Genomic DNA, 18789 nt, shown 5'->3' on the forward strand with positions numbered 1-18789 from the left:
TTCCTATTTTAGTCAAATTCTAATTCTACCTGCTCATTACCCAGCAGAGTTCGCAGATCCGTTAAAAGCATATCTGTTGGCGTTACACGCCAAGTCGCACCAAATCGTAAACGTGCGCAGGCATCATGCTTTTCAAAATAAAGATGAACCGGTATCGTGCCTGAACGATGAGGTTCTAAAACGCCGCGAAGACGATTTAATAATTGCTCATTAATTTGCCTGTCTGATAATGAGATAGCAAGTCCTCGTGCATATTTTTCACGGGCTTCGTTGATATCCATAAGTTCGCGGACTGTCATTTTAAGCCCACCATTGAAATCATCAAAGCTGACCTGCCCAGTAGCAATTAAAATCTTGTCTTGTTCTAATAAATGTTGGTATTTATCCAATGCATCAGAAAATAACATAATTTCTAAGCGACCTGAACGATCATCTAAGGTACAAACGCCGATCCGATTTCCGCGTTTCGTTGTAAATACTTTAGAAGCAAGTACTAAGCCTGCTACCTTCACCATTTGACCACGAGGTGTTGGTACTAAATCTTTTAGACGCGTTCCTGCCGCATATCGTTCAATTTCTTTTAAATAACGTGTGATCGGATGACCTGTTAAATATAAACCTAACGTCTCTCGCTCACCTTCTAAAACGACTTGGTCTGGCCATTTAGGTATATTGGCATAAGAACGCTCAACTTGTTCAGGCGCTTCAGCTAACACACCAAACATATCCGATTGGCCTATTGCTTCAGCCTTGGCATGTTGGTCTGCGGCTTTTAATGCATCTTCTAATGAAGACATTAAAGCAGCACGATGAGGTCCCAGCTTATCGAATGCGCCTGACATTATCAGTTTTTCCATCACTCGGCGATTCAATTTTTTGGTTTCTGTTCTAGCACAGAGATCAAAAATATCTTTAAAGTGACCGCCTTGCTGACGCGCCTCTACAATCGCTTCAATTGGCCCTTCACCCACACCTTTAATGGCACCAATACCATAAACGATTTCGCCTTCATCATTTACGTGGAAATGATAAAGACCACTATTGATATCAGGAGGAAGAACCTTTAAGCCCATTCTCCAACATTCATCAACCAATCCCACCACTTTTTCAGTGTTATCCATATCAGCCGTCATTACAGCAGCCATAAATTCAGCTGGATAGTGGGCTTTTAGCCACAATGTTTGATAAGAAACTAATGCATACGCTGCTGAGTGTGATTTGTTAAATCCATAACCGGCGAATTTCTCCACCAAGTCAAAGATCCTCATGGCAAGCTCACCATCGACACCGTTTTTAATAGCACCCTCTTCAAAAACAGAGCGTTGCTTTGCCATTTCTTCAGGTTTTTTCTTACCCATTGCGCGTCGTAACATATCCGCGCCACCTAGCGTATATCCCGCAAGAACCTGTGCAATTTGCATAACTTGTTCTTGGTATAGGATAACACCATAGGTTGGTTCTAGAACGGGCTGTAAGCTTTCATGTTGCCACTTAACATCAGGATATGAGATCTCTTCAACACCGTGTTTACGGTCAATAAAGTTATCTACCATGCCTGATTGCAATGGCCCCGGACGAAATAGGGCAACAAGTGCAATCATATCTTCAAAACAGTCAGGACGTAGGCGTTTGATGAGATCTTTCATACCACGAGATTCCAACTGGAATACCGCGGTCGTTTCTGAACGCTGCAACATGTCAAAACTGCGCTGATCCGTTAATGGGATCGCCGAAATATCAACAGGTTCGAGAGATTTTTTAGCTCGTCGGGCATTAATCATTTCTAATGCCCAGTTAATGATGGTTAGTGTTCTTAAACCTAAGAAGTCGAATTTAACAAGACCCGCGTATTCAACGTCGTTCTTATCAAATTGTGTAACGGGGTTATTTCCCTCAGCATCACAATAAAGTGGCGCAAAATCGGTGATTTTCGTTGGTGAAATAACGACACCACCCGCGTGTTTACCTGCATTACGCGTCACACCTTCTAATTTACGAGCCATATCAATAAGAGATTTAACCTCTTCGTCGGCTTCATAAATTTCTGGTAATTGAGGCTCGGCTGCAAACGCTTTTTCCAGCGTCATACCTGGATCAGGAGGAACGAGTTTTGAAATTCTATCAACAAAACCGTAAGGGTGTCCTAAAACACGGCCAACATCGCGAATAACGGCTTTCGCCGCCATCGTACCAAATGTAATGATCTGAGATACCGCATCTCGACCATACATTTCAGCAACGTGGTCGATAACTCTATCGCGTTTTTCCATACAGAAATCGACGTCAAAGTCTGGCATCGATACACGTTCTGGGTTAAGAAAACGTTCGAAAAGTAAGTCGAATTCAAGAGGATCAAGGTCAGTGATTTTGAGTGAGTAGGCGACTAATGAACCAGCACCAGAACCACGCCCTGGTCCTACAGGAACACCGTTATCTTTAGACCACTGAATAAATTCCATCACGATCAGGAAGTAACCAGGGAATCCCATTTGGTTAATCACTTGCAGCTCAATATCAAGACGCTCATCATATTCAGGGCGTCTTTTTTGTCGCTCTTCAGGATCGGGAAATAAAAAGGCTAAGCGTTCTTCTAAACCTTCTTTCGATTTTTTGACGAGGAAATCTTCTGTGCTCATATCCCCTGTTGGGAATTGTGGAAGAAAGTATTCCCCTAAGCGGATCGTGACATTACAGCGTTTAGCGATTTCAACACTGTTTTCTAATGCTTCAGGTATATCAGCAAATAATTCACACATTTCTTCTTCTGTGCGCATATATTGCTGAGGACTATAATTCTTAGGACGTTTGGGATCAGATAACGTAAAACCGTCATGAATTGCGACACGAATTTCATGTGCGTCAAAATCATCACTGTCGAGAAAACAGACATCATTGGTTGCAACGACGGGCAGACCTTTTTCAGAAGCCAGTGCTACTGCTTCATGAAGATAAGTTTCCTCATCAGTACGGCCTGTACGAATAAGCTCTAGATAATAACTATCGGGAAAATGAGTTTGATAATATTCAAGGCACTGATCAACTAAAGCGCGATTTCCGCGAAGTAGGAACTTACCCACATCCCCCATTCTACCGCCAGAAAGCAACAAGAGCCCTTCTTTGTAGGTTGTTAACCACTCTTGTTTAATCGTCGGTCCAACAGCACCATAACCGTGTTTGTAAGCTTCTGAAATCAATAAAGTGAGGTTTTGGTAGCCTACATTATTACGGGCAAGAATAGTAAGATGAGCATATTCATCACCTAATAATTCTGTTTCAAGGTAAACATCAGCACCAATGATAGGTTTAATGCCAGCACCATGTGCAGCACCATAAAATTTCACTAACCCACATAAGTTAGTGAAATCAGTAATCGCAAAAGCAGGCATTCCCAGCGAAGCCACTTTCTTCACAAGAGGCCCTGTTTTTGCCAATCCATCGATCATTGAATAATCGCTGTGTACCCTAAGATGGATAAAACGAGGATCTGCCATAGTGTTTAATTACTCTGTGGATTACTTTAAATTTAAAGCACGTTTTACAGGCGCAAAACTTTTTCGATGATAGGGTGTTGCCCCTAATAAGGCTAGTTTTTCCATATGGAAAACAGTTGGATACCCTTTATGTTTAGCAAAACCATAATCAGGGTAAAGCTTATCTAACTCTTCCATTTCTCTATCACGAGTCACTTTAGCAAGAATAGAAGCTGCACTAATTTCTTGAACTAAACTATCACCTTTTATAACCGCTTGAGAGGCCATTGGTAATTTAGGGCAACGATTACCATCAATTAAGACCATATCAGGTGTTATTGATAATCCCGCAACAGCACGTTCCATTGCTTTCATGGTTGCCCAAAGAATATTTAATTCATCAATTTCTTCTGGCTCTGCACGGCCTATCGCCCAGCATAATGCTTTTTCTTTTATTTCGTCATAAAGAGCATTACGCTTTTTTTCTGTTAGCTTTTTGGAGTCTGTTAATCCTTCAATTGGATTTGCTGGATCAAGAATAACAGCAGCGGTAACTACTGCACCGACTAATGGGCCTCGACCAACCTCATCAACTCCAGCAATAAGATTTGCTTTTGGATATACAAATTCCATTATTTTTCTACCAATTCTAATACTGCATTTGCTGCTTGCTCATCCGCATTACAACGAATGTCACTATGTAGCTGTAAAAATATCTCTTTTAATTGACGTACTTTTTCTTCATCGGTTAAAAGAGGTAAAAGTTGTTGTGCTAACGCTGAGGGTTCGCACTCTTCTTGCAATAATTCTTTGATAATTTCTCGGCCAGCTAACAAATTAGGTAACGAGACATAAGGCGTTTTAACTAACCTTTTTGCTAACCAGAAAGTAAATGGTTTCATGCGATAGCCAACAACCATCGGGCATTTCGTTAACATGCATTCTAATGCAGCTGTGCCTGATGCTAACAATGTCGCATCGCTCGCTGTCATTGCTTCTCTTGCTTGCCCATCAAGAAGTTGTATTTCAAGTTCTGGTGCCACATTTTGATGTATCTGTTCAAATTGGGCTCGTCGCTTAGCATTAACTAATGGCACAACAATATGAAGAGCGGGGATTTGCTGTTTTAGTAACTGTGCTGTTTTTATAAAATCAGCACTTAGCATTTCAACTTCAGCATGACGACTACCAGGAAGCAGTGCTAGACAAGGGATTTCTTCAGATATCCCTAGATGTTCACGAGCAGCCTTTTTATCTGGATTTAAGGCTATGGCATCAGCCATTGTATGACCAATAAAACGACAAGGAACCTGATACTTATCATAAAACGCTTTTTCAAAAGGCAGAAAAGCTAAGACGAGATCTGTCGCTTTACCAATTTTGAAAACACGTTTTTGACGCCAAGCCCACACAGATGGACTGACATAGTGAATAGTTTTGATCCCTTTTTGCTTTAAACGACCTTCAAGAGTGATATTAAAATCAGGTGCGTCAATCCCCACGAAAACATCTGGTTTTAATTCTGAGAATCGTTGAGTGAGATCTTTTCTGATCTTTAATAAGCGAGGTAATCGTTCGAGAACTTCAACGATCCCCATGACGGCAAGCTCTTCCATCTCATACCAAGCTTCACAACCTTCAGCTTGCATAAGAGGTCCAGCAACGCCGACAAAGCGAACATTGGGATGCATTTGTTTTAGAGCGCGGATTAATCCCGCGCCCAAGATATCACCGGACGTTTCACCAGCAACTAAGCCGATAACTAACGGACACTGAGTAGTAGATAATTGGCCTGACAAGGTCATATCCTAATTAGCGAATGATACCGCGGTTAGATTTTGCTGAGTTCTCCAGAAAATCACTGAACAGTTTGACATGCGGATTATTATTATCAGCAACCAATTGTCCAATTTCTTCACGCGCTTCTTCCAGTGTTTTACCATTACGGTAAAGTACTTTGTAAGCATTACGAATTGCATGAAGATCTTCTTTAGCAAAACCTCTGCGCTTTAATCCTTCTATATTCAGCCCATAAGGCGTCGCGTGGTTTCCTTGTGCAATAACAAAAGGAGGAACGTCTTGTGCCACGCCTGAACATCCACCGACCATCACATGAGAGCCAATTTGGCAAAACTGATGAACGGCGCTCATACCACCGATAATCACAAAATCACCTAAAGTGACGTGACCACCCAGTGTGCCGTTATTTGCAATAATACAACGATCACCAATGATACAATCATGTGCGACGTGGGTATTAATCATCAGTAGATTATCGTTACCAATTTTTGTGATATTGCCACCTTGGGTTGTTCCACGGTGGATAGTCACACTTTCACGAATAAGGTTTCGATCACCAATAATGACTTGCGTTGGTTCACCACGATATTTCAGATCCTGATTAACTTCACCGATAGAAGTGAATTGATAAATCTGATTATCTCGGCCAATGCGTGTGTGCCCATTGATAACAACATGAGATTTGATGTCAGTACCTTCACCAATCTCAACGTTAGCACCAATGACACAAAAAGGGCCAATGCGAACATTAGCACCGATTACCGCACCCTCTTCAATAATTGAGGAAGGGTGAATTACTGCGGATTTATCTATCATAGGCTAGACCTCACGGCGGCGAGCACACATCATTTCAGCTTCGCAAGCAATTTCCCCATCAACTTTAGCGACGCCTTTAAAGCGAGCAACACCACGACGTTCTTTAATGAATTCTACCTCTAGGATCATTTGATCCCCAGGTAAGACAGGACGTTTAAAGCGAGCACCGTCAATAGCAGCAAAATAGTAGAGTTCACCAGGTTCCAGCTTTCCTACGCTTTTGAATGCTAAAATACCCGTTGCCTGTGCCATGGCTTCGAGGATCAGTACGCCCGGAAAAATTGGTTTTCCTGGAAAGTGACCTTGAAAGAAAGGCTCATTAAAAGATACATTTTTTACTGCTCTTAGAAATTTCTTTTCTTCAAAATCAAGGACACGATCAACCAATAAGAATGGGTAACGGTGTGGAAGTAAATCTAAAATTTCTTCGATTTGCAGAGTATGATTCTCACTCATTGCAATACTCTTCCTGTCTAATAAAACTGAGTCTAATTAATAATGACACGACCTGCTGTGACTCAAAAAGTGAGTTAACCCGCAGGTCGCAAAATGGGTAACATTCGTCAATGACGTATATTGTTACTTGTCGCTACTTTCTACTTGACGTTCAAGCGACTTGAGCCTTTTTTGCATTTCATCAATTCGCAACACAAGAGCTGCGGTTTTACGCCATGCTTTATTCGATTGCAGCGGAATTCCTGAAGAATAAACACCCGGCTCAGTGATAGGACGCATTACCATTCCCATACCTGTTACCGTGACTTTATCACAGATTTCCATGTGACCATTGATAACACTTGCTCCACCAATCATACAATAGCGGCCTATTTTCAGGCTGCCCGCCATGATGACACCACCAGCAACTGCGGTATTATCACCAATAATAACGTTATGTGCGATTTGGCACTGGTTATCAATGATAACACCATTACCGATAACTGTGTTATCTAATGCGCCTCGGTCGATTGTAGTACATGCACCGATTTCAACGCGATCACCAATCACTACTGAACCTAATTGTGGAATTTTGATCCAATTACCACGTTCATTAGCATAACCAAAACCATCTGAACCAATCACAGTACCTGACTGAACCAAACAATCTTTACCAATGATAACTTCATGATAAATAGATACATTTGCCCATAAACGGCTATTATCGCCAATATGTGCTTTTTTACCCACAAAACAACCAGCACCAATCACAACATTATCACCAAGGATAACATCAGATTCGATAACGGCATTTGCACCCACTGATACATTTTTTCCTAACTTAGCGTCAGGAGAAATAACAGCACTTGGATGGATATCCTGTGCTGGCTGCGGTGTTGTATCCATTATCTGTGCCATTTGAGCATAGGCAAGATACGGGTTTTTCACCACAAGTGCGGCAACGGGACAAAACGGAAGATCAGCTTCTGTTAATACAACAGCAGCAGCCTGACATTCACTTAATTTTTCACGATAGCGACTATCGGAAAGAAATGTAATTTGTTCGCTATTTGCTAGGCTCATTGAAGCAAGACCGGCGATAGTGATATCACCATCGCCGTGTAACTGTGCATTCAACTGCTGAGCAAGATCAGCTAATCGAATTGAAAACATCTATTATTTAACCTGTTTTTGAACCTGAGCAGTAATATCTTTACCATCTGCGAAATAAGGTACAGTGTTAGCATCAAGGATCACATCATAGCCTTCTTTCTTCGCTACTGCATCAACAGCGTCTAATACACGTTTCATGATTTTGTTACGTTCTTCAGCTTGACGACGGCTAAAGTCTTGCTCAAAAGCTTGTGCTTTTTGTGCATATGCTTCACGTTTAGCAACCAGATCTTTCTCTGTATTTGCACGTTGTGTTGCATTCATAGTTGGCGCGTCTTTTTGATATTTCTCAACAGCTGTCTGTAATGCTTTACCTAAGTTCTGCAATTCAGTGTCACGTGATTTGAATTCATTTTCCAATTGTTTCTCTACCGCATCACGGTTAGGAATTTGTTGGAGAACTTGACCGATGTTCACAACACCTACTTTATCTGCGGCTTGAACACCTGCTGACATGGTCAATGCCATTCCTAGGGCAGCGGCACATAACAATTTTTTCACGATTAAACTCCTTAAAACCAAAAATAATTTTTTGTCAGAAATCGGATGCCTTTTTCAGCATTGTGAATCAGGCATCAACTTTACTTACATCGCTACCACGTTCTACCAATATTAAACTGGAATTGCTCTGATTTATCGCCTTCGTAATCTTTTATTGGCTTAGCATAAGAGAATACTAACGGACCTAAAGGAGATAACCATTGTAACGCAACACCGGTTGAAACACGTATATCACTTGCACGGCTATAATCAGGCATACCTGCTGTCCAAGCTGAGTTAGTGCTACTCCACTTAGTATCCCACACCGTACCTGCATCAACAAACAGAGAGGTTCTGACTGAAGATGAGTATTTATCATCTACAAATGGCGTTGGAGTGATCAGCTCAAAACTTGCCACAGCCATTGCGTTACCACCGATAGCATCGCTAGATGGCTCACCTGGTTTTGGCTTACCATTTGCATCAAGGTAAACCGCTTTAGGACCGATATTATTTGAACGGAAACCACGAACTGTACCCGAACCACCTGCATAGAAGTTTTCATAGAATGGTAATTCTTTACCACCTAAACCATCACCGTAGCCTAAACGACCTTTAAGTAAGGTTACCCAAGACTCTTTCTCATTAATTGGGTAATAGTACATACCGTCCCAAGTGACTTTATAGTACTTGTTGTCAGAGCCCGGTACAGTCACACGTCCACTTAAGTTACTTCTCGCACCTGATGTTGGGAAGAAACCTTTGTTTAAGTTATTAAATGTCCAACCCATACTGACAGTATAGTCATCAGCATTAAACGATTCACGTTTATCAAAGCCTGGATTTTCACCCATACTTTCTAGGTAACGCCACATTGCAACCTGCGGTTCCATACGTGACAGACCATTATGAGTATAGCCTAAGCCAAGACGTGCTGAGTTATATTCATTAATTGGGAAGCCTAATGTACCATCTACACCATAAGATTTATTGGTATAACCAGATAAATCAGCATCATTAGCGCGGAAATCATTATAGAAAATTCGACCGCCTAAACTCACACCATTAACGGTAAAGTATGGGTCAGTCACAGATAATTCTGCGTAAGTTGAGTAATCATTTTTACTCGCGTTAATAGCAACTGCGTTACCTGTACCTAACCAGTTATCTTGAGTAACACCTACTTGGAAGCTCACGCCACTTTCAGTACCGAAACCGACACCAAAGTTAAGAGAGCCTGTGTTACGCTCTTTGACACGATAAACGATATCAACCTGATCAGGAGAACCTGGAATACGCTGAGTTTCTGTTTCAACCGTTTCGAAATAACCTAAACGATTTAAACGCTCTTTACCTTGTTCAACTAAATCGCTACCTAACCATGCACCTTCCATTTGACGCATTTCACGACGTAAAACAGAGTCTTTAGTGATGTCATTACCAGCGAAACGGACTTGACGAACATAGAAACGGTTTCCTGCATCTACGTTTACATGCAGTTTGACGGTTTTATTTTCATCATTAATTTCAGGGTTTGTCATAACGCGAGGATAAGCATATCCATAACGACCTAACAGATTTTTAATATCATTTTCTGTTTTAGTGACTTGCGCGCCATTATAAAGAGAGCCGGGTGCAATTTCGATAAGCTCTTCAATTTGTTTAGTGTAGCCCGCAGTATTACCATTGACTTCAGTATTTTCTACTGTGTATTTATCACCTTCTTTCAGGTTAATGGTAATGTAAATTCCCTTTTTGTCTGGCGTTAAACTGACATTCGTCGATTCAATATCAAAACGTGCATAACCACGATCAAGATAGAAGCTTCTTAATGTTTCTAAGTCACCAGCCAGTTTTTGCTTCTGATATTTTTCATCAGCCGCTAAGTTCCACCAAGGAACATCATCACGTAATTGGAAACGGTTAACGAGCTCAGCAGTAGAAAATGCTTTATTACCAACAATGTTGATTTGCTGAATAGTTGCTGAAACACCCTCTGCAAACACGAGTTTTAAGTCAACACGATTACGAGGAAGAGGTGTAACAACCACTTTTACAGTTGCATTATATTTACCAACACTATAATAGAAATCTTCAAGCCCTTTCTCGATATTCGCTAGCATTGTGCGGTCAAGTGTTTCACCGATACGAATGTTAGAAGCATCAAGATTCTGTTTTAGCATCTCTTCCTTGATTGCTTTGTTACCAGAGAAAGTAATGCTGGCAATAGTTGGACGCTCTTTTACTTGAACAATCAGAGTATTTCCGTCACGCAGGACACGAACATCATCAAAGTTTCCTGTCGCAAATAATGAACGGATAGTTCGGCTGATATCATCATTACCGACCGAGTCTCCAACTCGGACAGGCATGTTCAGTAATGCTGCACCAACGGCGACGCGTTGAAGACCTTCAAATTGAATGTCCTGAACTACGAATCCGTCTGAACCGTATGCAGTGGCGCTGCCCAGCAGCAGCGACGCTATAAGCAACTTTTTCATCGCCATCGTTGTTTTGTGTTTTCCTAACCGGTCCCTGCTTACCAATTATAAGCGAGAGAAATCATTGAAAAGTGCAAGTCCCATTAAAAGCATCAGTGCCATAATACCAATACGATAACAGAAATCTTGTACACGCTCAGATACCGGCCCTCCCTTTATCTTCTCGATAACCAGGAAAAGCAGGTGCCCGCCATCTAGGACAGGCAGGGGAAACAAGTTAATGATCCCCAAATTGACACTGATAAGCGCCATAAACATCAAATAATAAACAAAACCAGAATCAGCAGACATTCCTGCGCCTTTCGCGATAGAAACAGGTCCACTAAGGTTAGTTAATTTGACGTCACCAACCACTAACTTGCCAATCATTTTGACAGTTAAACCCATCAACTGCCATGTTTTATCAGATGCTTCATAGAGCGCTGAAAATGGGTTGTATTGCTGCATTATCAAATATTGCTCATCAGGAGGTAATATTTGCAATTGCGCACCAACTTGCCCTATTTCAGTACCATCTTTCAGTGCAACAGCTGTCGGTGTAATATTCAACATCAACGACGAGCCGTTACGTTCAACAAGAAGCTCCAAGACTTTATTTGGACTTTGTCGAACAAAATAAGTAAATGGATGCCATGTATCAATTGGCTGACCGTCAACTTTAACGATACGATCCCCTGCCTGTAAACCCGCTTTTTCAGCAGCGGAGCCTTCCGTAACTTCAATAATCTTTGAGTCTAACCTTGCGCCAACAGGCATTATCCCTAGGGACAAGATAGGATCTTGTTTTTCAGGATCAAAATTCCATTGTTGTAAATTCAGTATATTCTCACTCTCAGAAAGAGAATTTAGATCTGAAACAACGAATGAAACCTCTTTGGCACCAATTTGACTAACTAACGCTAAACGAACTGCATTCTGATCAGGCGTTTCGATACCTGCAACGGATTTTAGTTCCATTCCAGGCGTTAATTTTGCTTGTTCTGCGATAGAATTCGGACGAATGTCTGCAATTATAGGTTTTAATGCAGGAACACCTATCATAAAAACTATCCAATAGGCGACAATCGCTAACAAAAAGTTGGCAATAGGTCCTGCGGCAACAACCGCAGCACGCTGACCAACTGTTTTATTATTAAATGCAAGATGACGGCGCTCAGGTGCAACCTCAGCGACTCTTTCATCTAACATTTTTACATAGCCACCCAAAGGTATCCATGCGATAACAAATTCAGTGCCATGTTTATCTATTTTGCGCCAAATTGCTTTTCCAAAACCAATAGAAAAACGCTCGACATAAATACCACAGCGCCTAGCTACCCAAAAATGTCCAAACTCATGTACCGTAATTAAAATACCTAAAACGATAATAAATGCGGCAAGATTCCACAGGATACCCATTACTTACCTTTATAGTTTAAAGCCAGAAGAAATCAGAAAGACCAATCCTGCAAAGACTGGAATAGCCGCAGTCAAACTATCAATTCTATCAAGCACACCACCATGTCCCGGTATCAATTGGCTACTGTCTTTAATGCCTGCAACACGTTTAAACATGCTTTCTGCTAGATCACCAAATACCGATACTATGACGACAACGCCAGATATTAATAACAAGTTATTGGGTACTTCAGTCACAGGTGCAAAATAAGTAAATAACCACGATGCAACACCTGCCGTAATCAACCCACCAACTAACCCTTCGAGGGTTTTACCTGGGGATACTTTAGGCGCCATTTTATGTTTTCCAATTAAACGTCCGAAAGCATAAGCTCCAGAGTCAGCAGCCCAAACTAATAACATGACATACAGTAACCACCATGCGCCTGTATAAGTGTCAGTGTTATAACCCAGCATACGCAGCGCCATCATGCCACAATAAAAAGGAACAATCGTCAATATACCGAACAATAGCTTAATAAAAACTGAATTTTTCCACATATTGGCTGAATTAGGATAACTTACAACTAATAAAATTGCTGCTACCCACCAAATTAAACCCGCCCACAAACCATTTTTTATCATTGGAGTGTCTAGTAGGTGGTCAAAATTAGGTAAAGAAAACTGCATAACGAGTAACAATGCAGCAAAACCGATCCCTGTTGCAATACGTTTGCCTTGAGAATGCCAGCCAATAAATTGTGCCCATTCCCAACCCGCTAAGCCTGATATTGCGATAATCACTAATCCAAAACCTGCTGGAGGAAGTAGAAATAGTGCAGCAATAACAATAGGGATTAAAATTAATGCGGTGATGACACGATACTTAAGCAAGTTATCCTCCCAGATTTATAGTATCTGTTTCTGATGTAGTACCACCGAAACGTCTTTCCCGTTTAGCAAAAGCATCTAATGCATTCTGAAAAACTTGTTCATCAAAATCAGGCCATAAAACCTGTGTAAAATAAAGCTCAGCATAAGCAATCTGCCAAATAAGAAAATTACTTATACGATGCTCACCACCTGTACGAATAACAAGATCGACTTCAGGCTGATTATGCAAGCAAAGATGTGAAGATATTGCATTTTCATTAATATCTTCGAGACTAATTTCCCCTTTTGCGAGGGATGTCGCTAATTGTTTTACGCTTTGAGTAATATCCCACCGACCGCCATAATTAGCCGCAATATTTAAATTAAGCCCTGTATTATTCGCAGTGAGTGCCTCAGAACTTTTAATTCGGTCCTGTAAACGACGGCTAAAACGGCTAATATCACCAATAACCGTTAATTTAACATTATGTTTATGCAGGCTCTTCACTTCGTTATCTAAAGCGAAAACGAATAACTCCATGAGAGAACTCACTTCCTGCTCTGGTCTATTCCAGTTTTCGCTACTAAATGCATATAACGTTAGCGATTCAATTTTGTGTTTTACGGAAAAGCTAACTGCATCCCGAACTGCTTTAATTCCCGCGCGATGCCCCGTTACTCGGAGCTTCCCTTGCTTTTTTGCCCAGCGTCCATTGCCATCCATAATGATAGCAACATGCTTTGGTTTTGATGCGGATGAATCATCACTGGATAAGTTCACTCAATTTAACCCTTTGCTAATCTGATACTGATACAGACAGTCCTCTTCGGATAACCTATGCACAAAAAAAAACCGTGTCACCCACGGCCTTTGGCAAAGCCTCAAAGTTGCTAAAGCGATAGCCTTAGTAATGAACTGTTAATTTTCATTATTGTCTTTAGTGATTCGGCAACTATACCATTAGCCAGAAAGACGAACAAACACCCTATATTAAATATAATCACCATTATACAAATTGGGTGATTATCTGATGAGTTTCTAATCTTGCTAATTTATCAATTTCTAGGACATCATTAATACTTTGAGGCTCTGATAGGTCAAAATGTTCAACAACTTTGCGATTAATTTTAGCAATATCAGTAAATTTCACTTTTTCGTGTAAAAATGCATCAACAACCACTTCATTAGCCGCATTTAACACTGTTGTTGCCGCTTGCCCACGTTTTGACGCTTCAATAGCAAGTGCTAAACAAGGGTAACGTTGATAATCTGGGCGAATAAACTCTAGAGATTGAATCTCAAAGAAATCTAATGCTTTTGCACCAGATTGAGTACGATGAGGATAAGCCATTGAGTACGCAATTGGTGTTCTCATATCGGGCTCACCAATTTGAGCGATAATACTGCCATCTCGATAGCGAACCATTGAATGAATGACAGATTGTGGATGAATAATAACTTCCATTTCTTCTTCAGAAGCATTAAAGAAGTAACGAGCTTCAATATACTCAAGCCCTTTATTCATCATCGTTGCAGAATCAACCGAAATTTTACGCCCCATAGACCAATTTGGATGCGCACACGCTTGATCTGGCGTCATTACATCCAGCTCTTCTAATGGCGTATAGCGAAATGGCCCACCAGAGCCTGTTAACAAAATGCTTGTCACACCTTCATTCGCTAAAGACGCATGACCTAGATTTTCTTGGATTGCTTTAGGTAAGCTTTGATAAATTGCATTATGTTCGCTATCAATGGGTAAAATTGTCGCACCATATTTAGCAACCGCATCAAAGAAAAGACGCCCACTCGTTATCAGTGATTCTTTATTCGCTAACAGAATTCTTTTGCCTTTTTCAATGGCTGCAAGTGTCGGTTTTAATCCTGCAACACCAGTTATAGCAGACATGACCTGATCAGCTTCATCAAGAGCTGCAATTTCATTGATCGCATGAGAGCCAGATAGAATTTCTGTTTTACAAGATGTATTAGCGAGTAACTGTTTAAGTTGATTTGCACTTTTTTCATCAGACATCACAGCGTATTTAGGCTGGAAAGCAAGGCACTGCTGTGCCATCTTGTCTGCATTTTTACCTGCGGCTAGAGCAAGGACCTGATACTCATCAGGATTATTTTCAATTACGGAAAGAGTGCTAGTTCCGATAGATCCTGTTGAGCCTAATATAGTTATTTGTTTCATTTATTAATCAATCAGTATGTCTACAACGTTTTAATTAAAGAGAATTATATCAGTATGGCAAGGTAAATGAGGATTAAAGATGAAAACTTTAATAAATAATGTGACAAAAGAAGGTATTAAGCACGAATTTTCAAATAAATAATTAAAAATAATGCCGCTAAAGAGCGGCATTATCGAAAAAAGATATAAAAATTAGAATTCCATTAACTCTGCTTCTTTCAGCGCTAATGCATCATCAATTTTTTTAATGAACATGTCAGTTAACTTCTGAATGTCATCTTGTGAACGGCGTTCATCATCTTCGCTGATTTCTTTATCTTTCAGTAATGCTTTTATTTTATCGTTAGCATCACGACGGATATTACGAACAGAAACGCGACCTTGTTCTGCATCACCACGAACAACTTTGATTAAGTCTTTACGACGTTCTTCAGTTAACGGAGGCAGTGGAACACGGATAATGGTGCCAGCAGATGAAGGATTTAAACCTAAATCTGATGCCATAATCGCTTTTTCAACAGCTGGTGCTAAAGTACGGTCGAATACAGTGATTGCCAGTGTACGGCCATCTTCTGCGACAACGTTAGCAACTTGGTTTAATGGCGTTGGCGCTCCGTAGTATTCAACTACAATGCCATCTAAAAGGCTAGGAGACGCACGACCAGTACGAACTTTATTAATCTGGCTTTTTAGTGCTTCAACGCTTTTATCCATGCGTTCTTGAGCATCTTTTTTGATTTCATTAATCACGTTATAAACCCTTGGGAACTGGTTATCTTCCAGTCGATATGAAATCATATCGACATAAATGAATTGGCGTACTCTAGATGTTAGCGCCAAATTATACCGTTGTCTCTGTGTATTAAGCGTGAGAAATCAAAGTTCCTTCACTTTCACCCATTACAACCCGACGTAATGCACCCGGTTTATTCATATTGAATACGCGGATAGGTAAATTATGATCTCGGGCTAATGTGAATGCAGCAAGATCCATGACTTTCAATTCACGTTCTAATACATCCTGATAAGTCAGTGTTTCATAAAGTACTGCATCAGGATCTTTGGTTGGATCGGCAGAATAAACGCCGTCCACTTTCGTTGCTTTTAATACAACGTCAGCTTCAATTTCAATACCGCGTAAACACGCAGCTGAATCGGTAGTAAAGAATGGGTTACCTGTACCAGCCGAGAAAATAACGACTCGACCGTGGCGTAATAAGCTAATTGCTTCTGCCCAACTGTAGTTATCGCAGACACCATTCAGTGGAAATGCAGACATAAGGCGTGCGTTTACATAAGCACGGTGCAATGAATCACGCATTGCTAAACCATTCATTACTGTCGCGAGCATTCCCATGTGGTCACCCACAACACGGTTCATACCTGCCGCAGCAAGACCCGCGCCACGGAACAAGTTACCACCGCCAATTACGACACCGACTTGTATACCTAATTCAACGAGTTCTTTGATTTCCTGAGCCATGCGATCAAGTACGCTCGCATCGATACCGAAACCTTCTGCGCCTTGCAGGGCTTCGCCACTCAGCTTTAATAAAATTCGCTGATATACAGGTTTTGCATTGGTAGCCATGGTGTTCTGTCCTAAGCAGATTAGTTAATTGGAGGTTTTAGATAGCTTCTCTTTTTAACAAAAAAAAGCAAACAGCCAGTGGAGATTACAACAAAACAGAACCGCCATTAGGCGGTTCTGTTAACGCTAAGCGTTATTATTTGCTCATTGCAGCAACTTCAGCTGCGAAATCAGCTTCAACTTTCTCAATACCTTCACCAACTTCGAAACGAACGAAGTTGATAACATCAGCATTGTTTTCTTTCAGCAGTTCGCCAACAGTTTTGCTTGGATCCATTACGAAATGCTGACCAGTCAGAGAAATCTCACCGGTGAATTTGTTCATGCGACCGATAACCATTTTTTCTGCGATTTCGCGTGGTTTACCTGATTGCATTGCAATATCCATCTGAATTTGGTGCTCATGTTCAACAACATCAGCAGGAACATCTTCAGGACGAACATATTCTGGTTTGCTTGCAGCAACGTGCATAGCAATGTGTTTGATCAGTTCTTCGTTAGCGCCTTTAGCTGAAACTAGAACACCGATGCGAGCACCGTGTAGGTAAGTACCTAATTCGTCAGCTTCTAATACAGCAACACGACGAATGTTGATGTTTTCACCGATTTTAGCAACTAATGCAGTACGTGCTTCTTCGAATTTAGCTTTCAGAGCATCGATATCATCAGTTTTGTCTGCTAATACAGCAGCCATAACTTCTTTACCGAAAGCGATGAAACCAGCATCTTTAGCAACGAAGTCTGTTTCACAGTTCAGCTCAACCAGCGCACCGAATTTACCATCAGCAGCAACTTCTGCAAGGATGATACCTTCAGCAGCAACACGGCCTGCTTTTTTAGCAGCTTTAGCTTGACCTGATTTACGCATGTTGTCGATTGCTAATTCGATATCACCATTAGCTTCAACTAGCGCTTTTTTACATTCCATCATGCCTGCGCCAGTACGTTCACGCAGTTCTTTTACCAATGCAGCGGTAATTCCAGACATTTGTTTCTTCCTCGACTTTTCTATGGACTAGCCATAGATGTTCTCATAGCAGATGTGTAAAGGGGGCCTATTGAGGCCCCCTAACCAATATATAGCAATACCTGGTTAAATAAGGGCTCTTACGAGCATGCCTTATTATTCAGCTTCGACTAAGCCTTCTTCAGCCTGAACAGCCAGATCTTGAGAACGACCTTCACGAACAGCTGTAGCTGCAGCGGTCAGATATAATTTAACCGCACGGATTGCATCGTCATTACCAGGGATAATGAAGTCGATACCATCTGGATCAGAGTTAGTATCAACGATAGCAAATACTGGAATACCCAGGTTGTTTGCTTCTTTGATAGCAATGTGTTCGTGTTCAGCATCGATAACAAACAGAGCGTCAGGTAAACCGCCCATGTCTTTGATACCACCCAGGCTGTTTTCTAACTTACCAAGTTCACGAGAACGCATTAACGCTTCTTTCTTGGTCAGTTTGTCAAAAGTACCGTCCTGAGATTGTGATTCTAAATCTTTCAGGCGTTTGATTGACTGACGAACAGTTTTCCAGTTAGTCAGCATACCGCCTAACCAGCGGTGGTTTACATAAAACTGGTCACAGCTTTCTGCTGCTTCTTTAACAGCTTCAACGGCAGAGCGCTTAGTACCAACAAACAGGATTTTGCCTTTACGAGAAGCAATTTTGTTCAGTTCAACCAGAGCTTCATTGAACATTGGAACAGTTTTTTCCAAGTTAATGATATGAACTTTGTTACGCGCACCAAAGATGAATGGTTTCATTTTTGGATTCCAGTAACGAGTTTGGTGACCGAAGTGAACACCGGCTTGCAGCATATCGCGCATTGAAACAGTTGCCATTTTAGACCTCTATAAATTTAAATTTGGGGTTATTTCGTCCACAAATCCCATACGACCGACTCATCAGCTGTAAAGGTTTGGCCTTTACATAAGAGCACCCCGGCGTTATGTGCCGATTTGTGTGTGTAATTAACACAATTGAATGTTTCAGATTTACGGCTATTACTCACAGTGTGATGCAATAACAGAACTCCGGCGCGCTTTATACCATAAATAACCTCAA

The 18789-nt window shown here is 41.1% G+C and carries 16 protein-coding genes; all 16 read right to left on the reverse strand.

Annotation, left to right across the window (positions count from 1 at the left end; all coding sequences use genetic code 11):
* Window positions 1-8 precede the first annotated feature (8 nt).
* Window positions 9-3491 (reverse strand): DNA polymerase III subunit alpha, encoded by a 3483-nt coding sequence (gene dnaE / locus JEP71_RS10220; protein WP_198620932.1) that lies wholly within the window; start codon window positions 3489-3491, stop codon window positions 9-11.
* 21 nt (window positions 3492-3512) lie between these two features.
* Window positions 3513-4103, reverse strand: coding sequence for a ribonuclease HII (rnhB, locus tag JEP71_RS10225; protein ID WP_006535883.1), 591 nt, complete (start codon window positions 4101-4103; stop codon window positions 3513-3515).
* The gene (lpxB, locus tag JEP71_RS10230) at window positions 4103-5275 is read right to left on the reverse strand and encodes a lipid-A-disaccharide synthase (protein WP_109373122.1); all 1173 of its coding nucleotides are present in this window, start codon (window positions 5273-5275) and stop codon (window positions 4103-4105) included. The genes rnhB and lpxB overlap by 1 nt, the downstream gene beginning before the upstream one ends.
* A 7-nt stretch (window positions 5276-5282) precedes the next feature.
* Window positions 5283-6086 (reverse strand): acyl-ACP--UDP-N-acetylglucosamine O-acyltransferase, encoded by an 804-nt coding sequence (gene lpxA, locus JEP71_RS10235; RefSeq protein ID WP_088494703.1) that lies wholly within the window; start codon window positions 6084-6086, stop codon window positions 5283-5285.
* Window positions 6087-6089: 3 nt separating this feature from the next.
* Complete coding sequence (fabZ, locus tag JEP71_RS10240) at window positions 6090-6542, reverse strand: 3-hydroxyacyl-ACP dehydratase FabZ (RefSeq protein WP_006535887.1); 453 nt, start codon at window positions 6540-6542, stop codon at window positions 6090-6092.
* A gap of 123 nt (window positions 6543-6665) precedes the next feature.
* The gene (lpxD, locus tag JEP71_RS10245) at window positions 6666-7694 is read right to left on the reverse strand and encodes a UDP-3-O-(3-hydroxymyristoyl)glucosamine N-acyltransferase (protein WP_109373121.1); all 1029 of its coding nucleotides are present in this window, start codon (window positions 7692-7694) and stop codon (window positions 6666-6668) included.
* A 3-nt stretch (window positions 7695-7697) separates the two neighbouring features.
* Complete coding sequence (locus JEP71_RS10250) at window positions 7698-8195, reverse strand: OmpH family outer membrane protein (protein ID WP_036934019.1); 498 nt, start codon at window positions 8193-8195, stop codon at window positions 7698-7700.
* A 92-nt stretch (window positions 8196-8287) separates the two neighbouring features.
* Window positions 8288-10681, reverse strand: coding sequence for an outer membrane protein assembly factor BamA (gene bamA, locus JEP71_RS10255; protein ID WP_196532754.1), 2394 nt, complete (start codon window positions 10679-10681; stop codon window positions 8288-8290).
* A gap of 39 nt (window positions 10682-10720) precedes the next feature.
* Window positions 10721-12073, reverse strand: coding sequence for a sigma E protease regulator RseP (gene rseP / locus JEP71_RS10260; protein ID WP_198626183.1), 1353 nt, complete (start codon window positions 12071-12073; stop codon window positions 10721-10723).
* A gap of 9 nt (window positions 12074-12082) precedes the next feature.
* A complete protein-coding gene (cdsA, locus tag JEP71_RS10265) occupies window positions 12083-12946 on the reverse strand; it encodes a phosphatidate cytidylyltransferase (RefSeq protein ID WP_198620934.1) in 864 nt (287 codons plus the stop codon).
* 1 nt (window position 12947) lies between these two features.
* Entirely contained in the window at window positions 12948-13649 is a 702-nt protein-coding gene (gene uppS, locus JEP71_RS10270) for a polyprenyl diphosphate synthase (protein WP_232797595.1), read from the reverse strand.
* 283 nt (window positions 13650-13932) lie between these two features.
* A complete protein-coding gene (gene ispC, locus JEP71_RS10275; protein ID WP_198626184.1) occupies window positions 13933-15126 on the reverse strand; it encodes a 1-deoxy-D-xylulose-5-phosphate reductoisomerase in 1194 nt (397 codons plus the stop codon).
* Window positions 15127-15318: 192 nt separating this feature from the next.
* Window positions 15319-15876, reverse strand: coding sequence for a ribosome recycling factor (frr, locus tag JEP71_RS10280; RefSeq protein ID WP_109373116.1), 558 nt, complete (start codon window positions 15874-15876; stop codon window positions 15319-15321).
* 112 nt (window positions 15877-15988) lie between these two features.
* Window positions 15989-16717 (reverse strand): UMP kinase, encoded by a 729-nt coding sequence (gene pyrH, locus JEP71_RS10285; protein ID WP_023582710.1) that lies wholly within the window; start codon window positions 16715-16717, stop codon window positions 15989-15991.
* Between the two features lie 136 nt (window positions 16718-16853).
* Window positions 16854-17705, reverse strand: a complete 852-nt coding sequence (tsf, locus tag JEP71_RS10290; RefSeq protein WP_109373115.1) for a translation elongation factor Ts — start codon at window positions 17703-17705, stop codon at window positions 16854-16856.
* Window positions 17706-17840: 135 nt separating this feature from the next.
* On the reverse strand, window positions 17841-18566 hold the full coding sequence (rpsB, locus tag JEP71_RS10295; RefSeq protein WP_023582712.1) for a 30S ribosomal protein S2: 726 nt from the start codon (window positions 18564-18566) through the stop codon (window positions 17841-17843).
* Between the last annotated feature and the right edge of the window lie 223 nt (window positions 18567-18789).

The organism is Proteus sp. PR00224 (assembly GCF_016238105.1).
In the GTDB taxonomy this organism is placed as follows: domain Bacteria; phylum Pseudomonadota; class Gammaproteobacteria; order Enterobacterales; family Enterobacteriaceae; genus Proteus.

Excerpts from the sequence above, each read along its gene's own strand:
- tsf (WP_109373115.1), bottom strand. The coding sequence starts at position 17,705 with ATGTCTGGAATTACCGCTGCATTGGTAAAAGAACTGCGTGAACGTACT.
- ispC (WP_198626184.1), bottom strand. The coding sequence starts at position 15,126 with ATGAAACAAATAACTATATTAGGCTCAACAGGATCTATCGGAACTAGC.
- rseP (WP_198626183.1), bottom strand. The coding sequence starts at position 12,073 with ATGGGTATCCTGTGGAATCTTGCCGCATTTATTATCGTTTTAGGTATT.
- lpxB (WP_109373122.1), bottom strand. The coding sequence starts at position 5,275 with ATGACCTTGTCAGGCCAATTATCTACTACTCAGTGTCCGTTAGTTATC.
- lpxD (WP_109373121.1), bottom strand. The coding sequence starts at position 7,694 with ATGTTTTCAATTCGATTAGCTGATCTTGCTCAGCAGTTGAATGCACAG.
- lpxA (WP_088494703.1), bottom strand. The coding sequence starts at position 6,086 with ATGATAGATAAATCCGCAGTAATTCACCCTTCCTCAATTATTGAAGAG.
- pyrH (WP_023582710.1), bottom strand. The coding sequence starts at position 16,717 with ATGGCTACCAATGCAAAACCTGTATATCAGCGAATTTTATTAAAGCTG.
- rnhB (WP_006535883.1), bottom strand. The coding sequence starts at position 4,103 with ATGGAATTTGTATATCCAAAAGCAAATCTTATTGCTGGAGTTGATGAG.
- dnaE (WP_198620932.1), bottom strand. The coding sequence starts at position 3,491 with ATGGCAGATCCTCGTTTTATCCATCTTAGGGTACACAGCGATTATTCA.
- bamA (WP_196532754.1), bottom strand. The coding sequence starts at position 10,681 with ATGGCGATGAAAAAGTTGCTTATAGCGTCGCTGCTGCTGGGCAGCGCC.
- fabZ (WP_006535887.1), bottom strand. The coding sequence starts at position 6,542 with ATGAGTGAGAATCATACTCTGCAAATCGAAGAAATTTTAGATTTACTT.
- uppS (WP_232797595.1), bottom strand. The coding sequence starts at position 13,649 with ATGGATGGCAATGGACGCTGGGCAAAAAAGCAAGGGAAGCTCCGAGTA.
- rpsB (WP_023582712.1), bottom strand. The coding sequence starts at position 18,566 with ATGGCAACTGTTTCAATGCGCGATATGCTGCAAGCCGGTGTTCACTTC.